This is a genomic window from Cellulosimicrobium funkei, from assembly GCF_900155925.1.
GTDB lineage: Bacteria > Actinomycetota > Actinomycetes > Actinomycetales > Cellulomonadaceae > Cellulosimicrobium > Cellulosimicrobium funkei.
Window position 1 is genome coordinate 78,481 of record NZ_FTMI01000008.1, and the last position, 13,887, is coordinate 92,367.

12 protein-coding genes are annotated in these 13,887 nt (G+C 76.4%); 10 read left to right on the forward strand and 2 right to left on the reverse strand.

Annotation, left to right across the window (positions count from 1 at the left end):
* Positions 1-2: 2 nt before the first annotated feature.
* From nusA to BXA05_RS17665, 8 genes are all read left to right on the forward strand, one after another.
* Positions 3-1,064 carry a transcription termination factor NusA gene (nusA, locus tag BXA05_RS17630; RefSeq protein WP_021482697.1) on the forward strand — a complete coding sequence of 354 codons (1,062 nt, stop codon included), beginning with the start codon at positions 3-5 and terminating at the stop codon, positions 1,062-1,064.
* An 81-nt stretch (positions 1,065-1,145) separates the two neighbouring features.
* A complete protein-coding gene (locus tag BXA05_RS17635; RefSeq protein ID WP_076406459.1) occupies positions 1,146-1,469 on the forward strand; it encodes a YlxR family protein in 324 nt (107 codons plus the stop codon).
* A gap of 157 nt (positions 1,470-1,626) precedes the next feature.
* Positions 1,627-4,476 carry a translation initiation factor IF-2 gene (infB, locus tag BXA05_RS17640; protein WP_076406461.1) on the forward strand — a complete coding sequence of 950 codons (2,850 nt, stop codon included), beginning with the start codon at positions 1,627-1,629 and terminating at the stop codon, positions 4,474-4,476.
* A gap of 187 nt (positions 4,477-4,663) precedes the next feature.
* On the forward strand, positions 4,664-5,116 hold the full coding sequence (gene rbfA / locus BXA05_RS17645; RefSeq protein ID WP_043659091.1) for a 30S ribosome-binding factor RbfA: 453 nt from the start codon (positions 4,664-4,666) through the stop codon (positions 5,114-5,116).
* Positions 5,117-5,120: 4 nt separating this feature from the next.
* Entirely contained in the window at positions 5,121-6,101 is a 981-nt protein-coding gene (truB, locus tag BXA05_RS17650) for a tRNA pseudouridine(55) synthase TruB (RefSeq protein WP_076406463.1), read from the forward strand.
* A gap of 149 nt (positions 6,102-6,250) precedes the next feature.
* The gene (locus BXA05_RS17655; RefSeq protein ID WP_076406465.1) at positions 6,251-7,285 is read left to right on the forward strand and encodes a bifunctional riboflavin kinase/FAD synthetase; all 1,035 of its coding nucleotides are present in this window, start codon (positions 6,251-6,253) and stop codon (positions 7,283-7,285) included.
* A gap of 2 nt (positions 7,286-7,287) precedes the next feature.
* Complete coding sequence (locus BXA05_RS17660) at positions 7,288-7,980, forward strand: ABC transporter ATP-binding protein (protein WP_083712007.1); 693 nt, start codon at positions 7,288-7,290, stop codon at positions 7,978-7,980.
* A gap of 2 nt (positions 7,981-7,982) precedes the next feature.
* On the forward strand, positions 7,983-9,524 hold the full coding sequence (locus BXA05_RS17665; protein WP_076406467.1) for a DUF6297 family protein: 1,542 nt from the start codon (positions 7,983-7,985) through the stop codon (positions 9,522-9,524).
* Positions 9,525-9,548: 24 nt separating this feature from the next.
* Here BXA05_RS17665 and BXA05_RS17670 read toward each other — a convergent pair whose 3' ends face one another.
* Together BXA05_RS17670 and BXA05_RS17675 are read right to left on the reverse strand one after the other, a co-directional pair.
* A complete protein-coding gene (locus BXA05_RS17670; protein ID WP_076406469.1) occupies positions 9,549-10,295 on the reverse strand; it encodes an ABC transporter ATP-binding protein in 747 nt (248 codons plus the stop codon).
* Between the two features lie 41 nt (positions 10,296-10,336).
* Positions 10,337-11,458, reverse strand: coding sequence for an ABC transporter permease (locus tag BXA05_RS17675; RefSeq protein ID WP_076406471.1), 1,122 nt, complete (start codon positions 11,456-11,458; stop codon positions 10,337-10,339).
* A gap of 238 nt (positions 11,459-11,696) precedes the next feature.
* Between BXA05_RS17675 and BXA05_RS17680 the strand changes: the two genes are divergently transcribed.
* On the forward strand, positions 11,697-13,184 hold the full coding sequence (locus BXA05_RS17680) for a sensor histidine kinase (RefSeq protein ID WP_076406473.1): 1,488 nt from the start codon (positions 11,697-11,699) through the stop codon (positions 13,182-13,184).
* Positions 13,181-13,819 (forward strand): response regulator transcription factor, encoded by a 639-nt coding sequence (locus BXA05_RS17685; protein ID WP_076406475.1) that lies wholly within the window; start codon positions 13,181-13,183, stop codon positions 13,817-13,819. The genes BXA05_RS17680 and BXA05_RS17685 overlap by 4 nt, the downstream gene beginning before the upstream one ends.
* The last annotated feature ends 68 nt before the right edge of the window (positions 13,820-13,887 follow it).

The following is a 13,887-nucleotide window of genomic DNA, read 5'->3' on the forward strand; positions in this document are numbered from 1 at the left end:
CGATGGACGTGGACATGAGCGCGCTGCGCCTGCTGGAGCGCGAGCGGGACATCAGCCTCGACGTGCTCGTCGCCGCGATCGAGCAGGCCCTGCTCTCGGCGTACCACCGCACCCCCGACGCGTACACCCGTGCACGCGTCGAGCTCGACCGCAAGACGGGCCACGTGACGGTGTGGGCGCGCGAGGAGCTGCCGGCTCCCGAGACCGACGACGAGGACGCCCCGCGCGGCCCCGTCGAGTACGGCCCCGAGTTCGATCACACGCCCGCCGACTTCGGGCGCATCGCGACCTCGACCGCACGCCAGGTCATCGTCCAGCGCCTGCGCGACGCGGAGGACGACCAGATCCTCGGCACGTTCCGCGGCAAGGAGGGCGAGGTCCTCGCGGGCGTCATCCAGCAGGGCCGCGACCCGCGCGTCGTGCTCGTGGACGTGGGCGGCACGGAGGCCGTGCTCCCGCCGCACGAGCAGGTCCCGACGGAGGAGTACGTGCACGGCGAGCGCCTGCGCGCCTACGTGCTCGAGGTCGCCCGGGGAATGAAGGGCGCGCAGATCACGTTGAGCCGCACGCACCCGAACCTCGTCCGCAAGCTCTTCGAGCTCGAGGTCCCCGAGGTCGCCGACGGCTCGGTGGAGATCACGGCCATCGCGCGCGAGGCGGGGCACCGCACCAAGGTCGCCGTCCGCTCGCGCGTCCCTGGTCTCGGAGCCAAGGGCGCGTGCATCGGGCCCATGGGCTCGCGCGTGCGCGCGGTCATGGCGGAGCTCCACGGCGAGAAGATCGACATCGTCGACCACAGCGACGACCCGGCCCAGTTCGTGGCCAACGCGCTGTCCCCGGCGCGTGTGTCGTCGGTCACGGTGGTCGACGAGGTGGCGCGCGCCGCGCGCGTCGTCGTCCCGGACTTCCAGCTCTCCCTCGCGATCGGCAAGGAGGGGCAGAACGCCCGCCTGGCCGCGAAGCTCACGGGGTGGCGCATCGACATCCGTTCGGACGAGGGCGGCGCCCCGGCGGAGGGGTCGGACGGTGCCGCTCCCGCAGGTCCTCGCGCTGCCGACCGGTAGCCGCGGGGCGTGGGACGGTCACGGATGACGGACCGGCGCGGTAGACTGTCATCGACCGGGCCGCGAGCCCGCACCTCGACCATGCCCCCGGACTCCACGACCCACCCCGTTCCCACGGGATCGGGTCCGGTCCGCACGTGCGTCGGGTGCAGGCAGCGCGACCTGCGGTCAGCTCTTCTCCGTCTGGTCCTCGACCGGTCCGGCGCGGGCACCGACGAGCCACGGCTCGTGGTGGACGCCGGGCGGTCGCTGCCGGGTCGCGGTGCGTGGCTCCACGCGTCGACCCGGTGCCTCGAGACGGCGGAACGCCGGCGGGCCGTCCCGCGGGCCCTGCGTGTCGCCGGGCCCCTCGACCTCGCCGCGGTCCGCGCCGCGATCGAGGCCCGTCCGGGAGAGCACCTCTGAGCCATGCGTCACGGCCCCGTCCGTACGGGGCCGCCAGCACGACACGTCGACAAGGAAGCGGGTTAGAAGCCGATGGGCACCCGATGAGTACCCAGCGATGAGCACCCAGCACTAACGACGGTCCTCCCTGTCCGGGGCGGGCCGAGACAGGAGAGTTGTGGCAAAGGTCCGCGTCTACGAGCTCGCGAAGGAGCTCGGGGTGGAAAGCAAGACCATCATGACCAAGCTGACGGAGCTCGGTGAGTTCGTCCGCTCGGCATCCTCGACCATCGAGCCACCGGTGGTCCGCAAGCTGCGCGACGCCTTCCCCGCCGGAGGCGGCGGCGCGAGCAAGCCCGCGGCACCCGCCGCGCGTCCGGCCGCGCCGAAGCCGGCCCCGAAGCCGGAGGTCAAGGCCGCGCCGGCTCCGCAGGCTCCGCAGGCCGCGGCCCCCGCCGAGCCGGCCGCGCCGGCCCCGAAGGCTCCGGCACCCGCCGCGCCCGCGGCGCCGGCCCCGAAGGCTCCGGCACCCCAGGCTCCCGCGGCGCAGCGTCCGACGCCCGCGCCCGCGCAGAAGCCCACCGCTTCGCCCAAGCCGGGCGGCGGCACGAACGCGTCCGCCCCGCGCCCCGGTGGCTCGGGCGGGCGTCCCGGCGCACCGCGTCCGGGGAACAACCCGTTCGCGACCAGCCAGGGCATGCCCCGGCAGGGCGGCCCGCGTCCGGGCGCCCCGCGCCCGGGGAACAACCCGTTCGCCCCGAGCCAGGGCATGCCCCGGCCCGGGTCGCACCCCGAGCGCACCGAGGGTGCGGCGGCGGCGTCCGGCGAGCGCTCGGGCGGTCCTCGCCCGGGCGGCCCGCGTCCCGCGCCGCGTCCCGGCGGCCCGCGCCCCAACCCGGGCATGATGCCCGGCCGCACCTCGATCGGCCGTCCCGGTGAGCGTCCTGCTCCCGGTGGTCGTCCCGGTGGCGGTGGCGGCGGTCGTGGCGGCGGCTTCGGCGGTCGTCCCGGTGGTGGTGGCGCTCCCGGCGGTGGCGGCGGCTTCGCCGGCCGTCCCGGTGGCGGTGGCCGCGGTGGCGCCGGTCGTGGCTCGACGCAGGGCGCCTTCGGGCGCGCCGGCGGTCGCCCGGTCCGTGGGCGGAAGTCGAAGCGCGCGAAGCGCCAGGAGTTCGAGCAGATGCAGGCGCCGTCGCTCGGCGGCGTGCAGGTTCCCCGCGGGAACGGCTCGACCGTCGTGCGGCTGCGTCACGGCTCGTCGCTCAACGACTTCGCCGACAAGATCGACGCGAACCCCGCGAGCCTCGTGACCGTGCTGTTCCACCTCGGTGAGATGGCCACGGCGACGCAGTCGCTCGACGAGGACACGTTCGGTGCCCTCGCGTCCGAGCTCGGCTACGTCATCGAGATGGTCTCGGCCGAGGAGGAGGACCGCGAGCTGCTCGGGTCGTTCGACATCGACCTGGACGCGGAGCTCGAGGCCGAGGGCGACGACGAGCTCGCCGCCCGCCCGCCGGTCGTCACCGTCATGGGGCACGTCGACCACGGAAAGACGAAGCTCCTCGACGCCATCCGCCAGACGGACGTCGTCGCGGGCGAGGCCGGCGGCATCACCCAGCACATCGGTGCGTACCAGGTGCGTCACGAGCACGAGGGCGTCGACCGCGCCATCACCTTCATCGACACCCCGGGTCACGAGGCGTTCACCGCCATGCGTGCCCGTGGTGCCCAGGTGACGGACATCGCGATCCTCGTCGTGGCCGCGGACGACGGCGTGATGCCGCAGACCATCGAGGCGCTCAACCACGCCCAGGCGGCGAACGTGCCGATCGTGGTCGCGGTGAACAAGGTGGACAAGGAGTCGGCGAACCCGGCCAAGATCCGCCAGCAGCTCACCGAGTACAACCTGGTGGCCGAGGAGTACGGCGGCGACACGATGTTCGTCGACGTGTCCGCGAAGCAGAACATGGGCATCGACGACCTCCTCGAGGCCGTCCTGCTCACGGCCGACGCCTCGCTCGACCTGCGTGCGAACCCCGACAAGGACGCGCGCGGCGTCGCCATCGAGGCGAACCTGGACAAGGGCCGCGGCGCCGTCGCGACCGTCCTCGTCCAGTCCGGCACGCTGCACGTCGGTGACGCGATCGTCGCCGGCACGGCCCACGGCCGTGTCCGCGCGATGTTCGACGAGCACGGCAACGCCGTGACCGAGGCGGGCCCCGCCCGTCCGGTCCTCGTGCTGGGTCTCGCGTCCGTGCCGAGCGCGGGCGACACGTTCCTCGTGGCGCCCGACGAGCGCACGGCCCGCCAGATCGCCGAGAAGCGCGAGGCCGCCGAGCGCGCCGCCCTCCTGGCCAAGCGCCGCAAGCGCATCAGCCTCGAGGACTTCACGCAGGCTCTCCAGCAGGGCAAGGTCGAGACCCTCAACCTCGTCCTCAAGGGCGACGTGTCCGGTGCCGTCGAGGCCCTCGAGGACGCGCTGCTCAAGATCGACGTGGGCGACGAGGTCGAGCTGCGCGTCATCCACCGCGGTGTCGGTGCGATCACGCAGAACGACGTCAACCTCGCGACGGTCGACAACGCGATCATCATCGGCTTCAACGTGAAGTACGGCGAGCGCGTCGAGGACCTGGCCGAGCGCGAGGGCGTCGACGTCCGCTTCTACTCGATCATCTACCAGGCGATCGAGGACGTGGAGGCCGCGCTCAAGGGCATGCTCAAGCCGGAGTACGAGGAGGCCCAGCTGGGCACGGCGGAGATCCGCGAGATCTTCCGCTCCTCCAAGTTCGGCAACATCGCCGGCTCGATCGTCCGGTCGGGCGAGATCCGCCGCAACGCCAAGGCGCGCGTCCTGCGCGACGGCAAGGTCGTGGGGGACAACCTCACGGTCGAGTCGCTCAAGCGGTTCAAGGACGACGCCACCGAGGTCCGCGAGGGCTTCGAGTGCGGTATCGGTCTGGGCTCGTTCAACGACCTCCAGGTCGGCGACACCATCGAGACGTTCGAGATGCGCGAGAAGCCGCGCTCCTGACGCTCGTCACGCCCGGGGGCGGTCACGGTCATCGTGGCCGCCCCCGGGCGTTCGTCACCCCGCGGTCGTCATCACCCGCAGTCGTCAGTCAGCACCCCACCGCGGTCACCCACCCGGCCGGTGGGCGCCGTTCGACGTACGGTCGTCGGGACCGTCGCCGGAAGGCTCGGCACGAAAGGAAGAAGACATGGTCGACCACCCCCGGGCGAGGAAGCTCGCCGACCGCATCAAGGAGATCGTCGCGCAGATGCTCGACACGCGGATCAAGGACCCGCGCCTCGGGTTCGTCACCGTGACGGACGTCCGTGTCACGGGCGACCTGCAGAACGCCTCGGTGTTCTACACCGTCTACGGGACGGACGAGGAGCGGGCCGGGACGGCCGCCGCGCTGGAGAGCGCGAAGGGCCTCATCCGGTCGGAGGTCGGCAAGCAGACCGGCATCCGCCTCACGCCGGCGATCGAGTTCCACCTCGACGCGGTGCCCGAGACGGCGGCGCACCTCGACGCCGCGCTCGTCGAGGCCCGCCGGCGCGACGCCGAGCTCGCCGCCCTGCGCGAGGGCAAGCCCTTCGCCGGGGACGCCGACCCGTACCGCACGTCGGAGGACGCGGACGCCGTCGCCGACGACGACCGGGCCTGACCGCGTGGGCGCACGCCCGTCCGCGACCGACCGTCGGGAGCGACGCCCCGTCGCTCCCGACGGTCTCGTCGTCGTCGACAAGCCCGCGGGCTGGACGAGCCACGACGTCGTCGGCCGTGGCCGACGCCTCGCCGGCACGCGCAAGGTCGGCCACGCGGGCACGCTCGACCCCATGGCCACGGGCGTGCTCGTGCTCGGCGTCGGGCGCGCGACGAAGCTGCTGACGTACGTCGTCGGCGCCGACAAGGACTACGACGCGACGATCCGCCTCGGTGCGGCGACCACGACCGACGACGCGGAGGGCGAGGTGCTCTCGCGGGCGGACGCGTCCGCCGTCGTGCGGGCCGACCTCGACGCGGGGATCGCCGGTCTCACCGGCGAGATCCTCCAGGTGCCGAGCACGGTGAGCGCGATCAAGGTCGACGGGCAGCGCGCGTACGCGCGCGCCCGTGCGGGCGAGGAGGTCGCGCTGGCGGCGCGGCCCGTCGTCGTCTCGCGCTTCGACGTGCTCGCGGTGCGGCCCGTGGCGCCGGGGGAGCAGGGCCTCCCCGACGATGCGCCGCCCGCGCTCGACGTCGACGTCACCGTGACCGTGTCGTCCGGGACGTACGTGCGCGCACTCGCGCGCGACCTCGGGTCGGCGCTCGGCGTCGGCGGCCACCTCACGGCGCTGCGGCGCACCCGGGTGGGCGGGTACGGGCTCGACGTCGCCTCGACGCTCGAGGAGCTCGAGGCCCAGGCGGACCGCGACGGCGTGCTCGCGACCCTGCCGCTCGCGCAGGCGGCCCGTGCGACGTTCCCCGTGCGGGAGCTGACCTCGGAGCAGGCGACCGCGCTGTCGTACGGGCAGTGGGTCGACGCGAGCGGGACGCCCGGCACGACGGCGGCGATGTCCCCGGCGGGCGAGCTCGTGGCGCTCGTGGAGGACACCCGCCGCGGCGGCAAGGACCTCGCTCGGCCGGTCCTCGTGCTCGCTCCCGCCTGACGCGTCCGGTTCGGCGTCGTGCCCGGGGCGTGGCAGTCTTGTCCAGCGCGGTCCCGGTGCCTCCCCGTCCGGTCCGCCGCCCCCCGTCGGCACGGGCGGCCGCCCCGGGCGGCACCCGCGGCCTTCCTGCTCACCTGAGGAGTTCTCGCGTGCACCTGTGGACGGACCTGAGCCAGGTTCCCCCGGGTTTCGGCCCGTCGGTCGTGACGATCGGCAACTTCGACGGCGTCCACCGCGGGCACGCCCAGGTGCTCGGGCGCATCGTCGACCTGGCGCGCGAGCGCGACGCCCGCGCCGTGGCCGTGACGTTCCACCCGCACCCGTCGGCCGTGCACCGCCCCCAGAGCGCGCCCGAGCTCATCTCGGGCATCGCGGACCGGGTCGAGCTGCTCGCCGCGACGGGCCTGGACGCGGTCCTGCTCGTGGAGTACACGCTCGAGTTCGCGCGGCAGACGCCGGAGGAGTTCGTGCGCACCTACCTCGTCGACGGCCTGCACGCGGGGGCGGTCGTCGTCGGGCACGACGTCCGCTTCGGCCGCGACAACGCGGGCACCATGGAGACGATGGTCGCGCTCGGCGCGCGGTACGGCTTCGACGTGGTGGCGATCGACGACGTCGGCCAGCACCAGGGCGTGCCGGTCACCGACGAGGAGACGCCGGGCGACTCGCAGGTGCGCTGGTCCTCGACGGGCGTGCGCGCGCTGCTCGCGGCGGGCGACGTGCGCGAGGCGGCCCGCATCCTCGGCCGGTCCCACCGCGTGCGCGGCACCGTCGTGCACGGCGACGCGCGGGGGCGCGAGCTCGGCTTCCCGACGGCCAACCTCGGCTCGATCAGCGGCATGGTCCCCGCCGACGGCGTCTACGCGGGCTGGCTCGAGCGACCGCAGCTCGCGGGCGCCGACCCCCGCCACGCGGACGTGCGCCTGCCGGCGGCGATCTCGATCGGCACCAACCCGACGTTCGACGGCGTCGAGCGCCGGGTCGAGGCGTACGTCCTCGACCGCGCGGACCTCGACCTGTACGACGAGGACGTGGTCCTCGAGCTGGTCGAGCGGCTGCGCCCGACGCTGCGCTTCGACGGCATCGAGCCGCTCGTGGCGCAGATGCACGACGACGTCGCGCGCGCCCGCCAGATCCTCGCCGCCCCGGGCGGGGAGCCGGCCGCGACGACGCCGGGCGCCTGACCGTGGCCGCCCCGGCACCCGTGCTCGAGGCGCGCGCGCTGCGCGTCGGCTACGCGGACGTCGCGGTGTGCGCGCCCGTCGACCTCGCCGTGGCGCCGGGCGAGCTGGTCGTGGTGATCGGCGCCAACGGGAGCGGCAAGTCGACGCTCCTGCGCACGCTGCTCGGTCTCCAGGCGCCGCTCGGCGGTGCCGTGCGCGCGTTCGGGCGCGACGTGGACGAGCGCGAGCGCGACTTCCGGGCGCGCGTCGCGGGCGTGCTCGACGACGACGCGTTCTTCCCGGCGCTCACGGTCCGCGAGCACCTCGTCCTCGTCGCGCGGGGGCACGGCGTGCCGGGGGCCGGGTCCGTCGTGGACGAGCTGCTCGACCGGTTCGGGATCGCCGAACAGGGTCGGTCGCTCCCGTCGGCGCTCTCCTCCGGCCAGCGGCGACGCTTCCTGCTCGCCTCGGGCTTCGTGCGGCCCCGCGAGCTGCTCGTCCTCGACGAGCCCGAGCAGCGGCTCGACCCGGGGATGCGCGAGCGCCTCGCCGCGCTGCTCGTCGAGGACGCGCGCAGCGGCGTGGCCGTGGTCCTCGCCACGCACGACCCCGAGCTCGTGGCGCGCACGGGCGCGCGAGGGCTGCTCGTCGGCGACGACCGGTGCGTCCCGCTCGCACCGGCCGACGTCCATGCGGCGCTCCTGGCGGTGCGCTGACCGTGCCGCACGGAGCGAGCGCGCTGCGCTCCGACCCGGACGAGCTGCTGACGGGCCGCGAGCTGCGCCGTCTCACCGCCCGTGCCGCGGCCGCGCGGGCCGACGCCGGGCCGGGCGAGATCGTCGTCGACGTCGCCTACGCCGTGGTGTCCGTCGCGCTCGCGACGGGCTGGGTCGTCGGGCTCGCCTCGATGCTGCGCTCGACGCTCGCGACCGCCGCGCCGGCGGGCGGGCCGCCCGTGCTGGGACCGGGGGCCGTCCAGGCGCTCGGCACGACGGCGCTGCTCGCGTTCCTCACGGGCACCGCCGTGCGCCTGGGCCCGGTCGGCGCCGGCGGGGGCGGGGTGCGGTGGTGGGTGCCGACGCCCGCCGACCGGCGGGGTCTCGTGTCGCCGTCCTTCGCGCGCGCCGTCGTGCTGGGTGCCGGGCTCGGTGCGCTGGGGAGCGCCGTCGTCGCGGTCGCGGCCGGTCTGGACGCGGTGCCCGCGCTGCGGGCCGGTGCGACCGGCGGCGCCCTCGGCCTACTCCTCGTCGCGGTCGCGGGACTCGCCCAGCCGTCGGCCCACGCCGCCGGGCTGCTCGCGCGGACGTGCGACGTCGCGGTCGCGGCCGTGCCGGTCGCGGGCCTCGCGCTCGTCGTCGCCGGGCGCCCGGGTCTCCCGCCGCTCGGTGCGCCGCTCGTCGTCGTGCTCGGTCTGCTCGCCGTCTCGGCGCTGCTCGTGCTGCGGTGGTGGCGCGGGCTGGAGTCCCTCGGCGCGACGGTGCTGCGCGCGCAGAGCGCGGTCGCGGACCAGGTGGGTGGCGCCGTGCTGTCCTTCGACACGCGGGACCTCGGCCGGGCCCTGCGCCGTGCCGGCGCCGCCCGGGTCCGGGTCCGCCGGCCGCGCCGGTTCGCCGCGGTGCGCGGTCCCGTCGGCGCGGTGGCCGCGGCCGACCTCGTGCTGCTGGGCCGCAGCCCGTCGGCGCTCGCCCAGCTCGTCGGTCTCGCCGCCCTCACGGTCGTCGCGCAGCAGGTGCCCGGCCTGAGCTCCGGCTTCGGTCTCTTCGCCCTGCTCGTCGTGGCGGGCCTCGGCGCGGCGGTGCTCGGCGCGGAGGGGGCGCGCACGGCCGAGATGGCCCCGGTCGTCGACGCGCTCGTGCCCCTCCGCGCGCGCTGGACGCGGCTCGCGCGCGGCGTCGTCCCGACGCTCACCGCGACGGCCTGCCTCGTCGCGGGCGCGGCCCCGCTCGCGCTCGGGACGGGGGACGCACGCTGGCTCGGGGTCGCGGTGCTCGCGGCGGTCGTCCAGGGCGCCGCCGCCGTGCGCAGCGCCTACCGCGAGCCGCCGGACTGGGGCGGGCCGCTGCTCGCGACACCCTCGGGCGGCCTGCCGACGGGCGCCGCGGCCGTGCTGCGCAAGGGGCCCGACGTCGCGGTGCTCGGCGCGGTCCCGCTCGGGGTCGCGCTGCTCGTCGGTACGCCCGGGTGGGGCGTCGTGGTGGCCCAGGCGCTGGCCGCCGTCGTGGCGGTCGCGGTCGCGACCCACGTGCGCGCGGTCCGCTGACCCGACGGCGGCCCGAGCGCGTCCTCAGGCCGCCGCGGGCGCCGGGACGAGGCGGCCGTCCGCGAGGTGGACCCGCGCGTCGACCGGGTCGAGCGTCGCCTCGTCGTGCGAGACGAGGAGGGTCGCCGCGTCGAGCTCGCGCGCGAGCCGCACGACCAGCTCCACCACCTGCACGCCTCGCTCGTGGTCGAGCGCCGACGTCGGCTCGTCCACGAGGAGCACCTCGGGGTCGTTCATGAGCGCGCGGGCGATCGCGACGCGCTGGCGCTGCCCGCCCGAGAGGTGCTCGGGCCGGCGATCCGCGCGGTCGGCGAGCCCGACCGCGTCGAGCAGCGCGAGGGCGTGCGCGCGGCGCGACGCGGGGGAGCGCCCCTGCAGGTGGCTCATGAGCTCGAGCTGCTCGAGCACGGTGAGCGACGCGACGAGCTGCGGCTGCTGGAACACGAGCCCGATGCGCTCGCGGCGCAGCGCCGCCGCCCGGTCCGCCGCGCGCCGCGCGCGCCGCCGGCCGCGCCGTCCGGCCGCGTCCCCGGGCTCGGTGCCGGGGTCGAGCGGTGCGCTGACGACGTCGGGACCAACCCGCACGACGCCCGACGTCGGCGGCGTGAGCGTCGCCGCGACGGCGAGCAGGCTGGACTTGCCGGCGCCGGACGGGCCGAGCAGCGCTGTCGTGGTGCCCGAGGGCACGGTGAGGGAGACGTCGTCGACGGCGACGAGGACGCCGTCGCCGTCGGGGTAGGTGAGACGGACACGGTCGAGGACGAGGTCCACGGGGAGCTCCTGAGGGTCGGTACGGACGAGAGGGAGAAGGGTCAGCGGGCCGCGAGCGCCGCGTGCGGGTCGACGCGCGCGACGCGCGTCACGGCGAGGACCGCGCCGAGTCCGCCGAGCACGACGAGCACGACGGCGGGCACGAGGGTCGTCGAGAGGTCGACGACGACCGGCATGACCTGGGACGCGAGCAGTCCCGCGCCGGCCGCGAGGGCCGTGCCGACGCCGACGCCCACGCCCAGCACGACGCCGGCCTGGCCGATCGCGTCGCGCAGCAGGTAGCGCGTCGAGGCACCGAGCGCGCGCAGCACGGCGACGTCGCCCGCGCGCTGGATGGTCCAGACGGTGAAGAACGCGCCGACGACGAGCGCCGAGATCGCGAGGAGGAAGACCTGCATGAGGGTCAGGGAGAGGTTCTCGGCGGTGAACGACGAGATGGCCGAGCGCGCCTCGCGCGGCGTCGCGGTCACGGTGCCGAGGCGCGCGTCCGTGGCGGCGCGCACGTCCGCGGTCGGCGGGTCGTCGCCGAACCGCAGGGTGACGACGGTGGCCACCTGCCCGGCTGCCGCGTCGTCGGACGAGGCGCCGCCGCGCGCTCCGACGGCCTGCCAGTCGTCGAGGGACACCCAGACGACCGGCGTGTGCGCGTAGTCCGCCTCGACGTCCGCGACGGCGGAGACCGTCAGGTCGAGCGGTCCGGCGTCCACCGGGTCGCCCACGTCGGCGCCGAGCGCGTCGGCCGCGCCGCGGGAGAGCACGACGGCGCCGGGGGAGACGTCGGCGCCGCCGTCGTCGGTGCCGGGCACGAGCCCCGAACCGGGCCGCACGCCGAACGCGGTGACGGCGGCCGTCGCGTCGCCGGACGCGCGCACGGTCGCGACGCCGAGCGGCTCCGCGGCGTCGACCCCGGGAACGGCGGCCCAGGCGTCCGTCTGCGCGGCGGTCACCTCGGACTCGGTAAAGGAGGGGGACGCACCCTCCTCCGGGGGCGAGAAGACGACGCGGTCGACCGGCAGGTCGGTGACCGCCGAGGTGCTCGCGCGGCCGAGGCCCGCGGTGAGCGCCGCGAGGAACGCGACGAGGAACGTGATGAGCGCGACGACGACCGTCATGAGCGCGAAGCGACCGCGCGCGTGGCGCAGGTCGCGCAGGGCGAGGAACACGGGGGAGACCTCCGGGGTTCGAGGGCAGCGAGTGGGACAGAGTGCGGGGGCGGGGACGCGCTCCGGCGAGCACGAGCGGTCGTGCGTCGCAGGACTCGTCCCGACGTCCCGTCCACCGTCCCGCGTCAGGGCGCGCCGCGGATCACCGGTCCGACCGGTCCTGGGGCGCCGCAGGGACGAGCCCGGGATCGACCGTTCGGACGATGCCGGGCCGCGGCGCCGTGGCTAGGGTGACGGCGTGACCCCGCCCGGACCCGAGCCCGCCGAGCCTGCCGCGCTCGCGGGCCGTGCTGCGCCGACGGGCCGTGCGTCGTCGGGCCGTGCATCGGTCGACCGTGCGACGTCGGCGGCCGGTCGCGTCGCGCCGGTCGTGCCGGCCGCGACGCGGTGGCTGCGGCGCGGCCTGGACGTGCTGCTCGTCGGGCTGGTCGCGCTCGCGGTCGCGGGCGCGCTCGTCACGTCGACGGCGCGGGGCGTGGGCGCCGTGCTGCTCGGCGCGGCCCTGCTCGCGCTGTACGTGGTGGGCCGTCGTCGCGTCCCCGTGCCCGTCGACGTGCGCGCGCCGCGCGGTGCGTGGTGGCCCGCGGGCGCGTGGGTGACCGGTCTCGTGGCCCTCTGGGTCGGGCTGTCGCTCGTCACGACGACCGCCGTCTGGGTCGCGTTCCCCCTGATGTTCGTGGCGATGCACGTCCTCGGCCCGCGCCGGGGCCCGGTCGCGGTCGCGGTGGTCGTCGTGCTCGTCGTGGGCGTCATGGCCGCGTGGACCGCGCGCGTCGCGCTGCCGTTCGTGCTCGGGCCGGCCATCGGCGGGGCCGTCGCGGTCGTCGTCGTCCTCGCGCTGGAAGCGGTCGTGCGGGAGTCCCAGGAGCGCCAGCGCACGCTCGACGAGCTCGTGCGCACCCGCGACGAGCTCGCGGCGTCGGAGCGGGAGCGGGCGGTGGCGGCCGAGCGCGAGCGCCTGGCGCGCGAGATCCACGACACGCTCGCCCAGGGGTTCTCGTCCGCCGAGCTGCTCCTGCGCGCGGCCCGGACCGCGCTCGACGCCGGCGACGCGGAGACCGCGCGCGGGTACGTCGAGCAGACGCGCGAGGTCGCCCGGCACAACCTCGCCGAGGCGCGCCGCGTCGTGCGCGCGCTGGCGCCGGCCGACCTCGCGTCGTCGAACCTCGTCGGGGCCCTGCGCCGCGTCGCGGACCGGGCGTCCGGACGCGCCGCCGAGGGCGGGCCGCGCGTCGTCGTGCGGGTGAGCGGCGAGCCCGTCCCGCTGCCGACCGAGGTCGAGGCCGCCCTGCTGCGCGTGGCGCAGTCCGCGCTCGCCAACGTCGAACGGCACGCCGGTGCGACGCGGGCCGCCGTCACCGTGAGCTTCCTCGCGGGCACCGGGCCGGGGGACGACGCGGTCGCGCTCGACGTGGTCGACGACGGGCGCGGCTTCGACCCGGACGCCCTCCCCGCGCCGGCGGCGGACCGGCCCGGCGGCTTCGGCCTCGGCGCCATGCGCGCGCGGGTCGCGGACCTCGGGGGCACGCTGTCCGTGGAGTCCGCGCCGGGGGCGGGCACGGCGGTGGCCGCGTGGGTGCCGCTCGCGGCGACCACCGGGACCCGGTCGGGCGCGGCTGCCGACCACCGGGCCGACGACCCGGCCGACGACCCGGCCGACCGCCCCGCCGACCGCCCGGCCGACACCCGGACCGAGACCGACGCCTGCACCGAGGAGGAGCGATGACCGGGACCGCCGTGGACGTCGTCCTCGCGGACGACCACCCCGTCGTGCGGACCGGCCTGCGCGCCGTGCTGGAGGCCGAGCCGGACGTGCGGGTCGTCGCCGAGGTCGGCTCCGCCGAGGAGCTGCTCGCGCGGCTGCGCGGCGGGCTGCGGGCCGACGTCGTGCTGCTCGACCTGCAGTTCGGCCCCGGCCGCCTCGGGGGCGTGGACGCGGTCCGCGAGATCGTCGCGACGGACGGTCCGCCCGTGCTCGTCGTCACGACCTACGACGCGGACGCCGACATCCTCGCCGCGGTCGAGGCGGGCGCTCGCGGATACCTGCTCAAGGACGCGCCGACCGACGAGCTCGTCGCCGCCGTGCGCGCGGCCGCGGCGGGCGAGGTCGCCCTCGGCCCGGCGGTGCAGCGGCGGCTGCTCGGCCGGCTGCGCAGCCCGGGCACGGCGCTCACGGCGCGCGAGCTCGAGGTGCTCGCGCTCGTCGCCGAGGGGCGCACGAACGACGAGATCGCGCACGAGCTGTTCCTCTCGCGCGCGACCGTGAAGACGCACCTCGTGCACGTCTACGACAAGCTCGGCGCGCCGTCGCGCACGGCCGCCGTCGCCGAGGCCCGGCGCCGCGGCCTCCTGCGGGGCTGAGCCCGGCCGGGCCGTCGCGGCGTGTCCGCGGGGTCCTCGCCCGAGACGTCGTGCGGGCGTCGCCAGGA

Coding starts and splice junctions, on each gene's coding strand:
- BXA05_RS17685 (WP_076406475.1), top strand. CDS start 13,181: ATGACCGGGACCGCCGTGGACGTCGTCCTCGCGGACGACCACCCCGTC.
- nusA (WP_021482697.1), top strand. CDS start 3: ATGGACGTGGACATGAGCGCGCTGCGCCTGCTGGAGCGCGAGCGGGAC.
- BXA05_RS17635 (WP_076406459.1), top strand. CDS start 1,146: ATGCCCCCGGACTCCACGACCCACCCCGTTCCCACGGGATCGGGTCCG.
- rbfA (WP_043659091.1), top strand. CDS start 4,664: ATGGTCGACCACCCCCGGGCGAGGAAGCTCGCCGACCGCATCAAGGAG.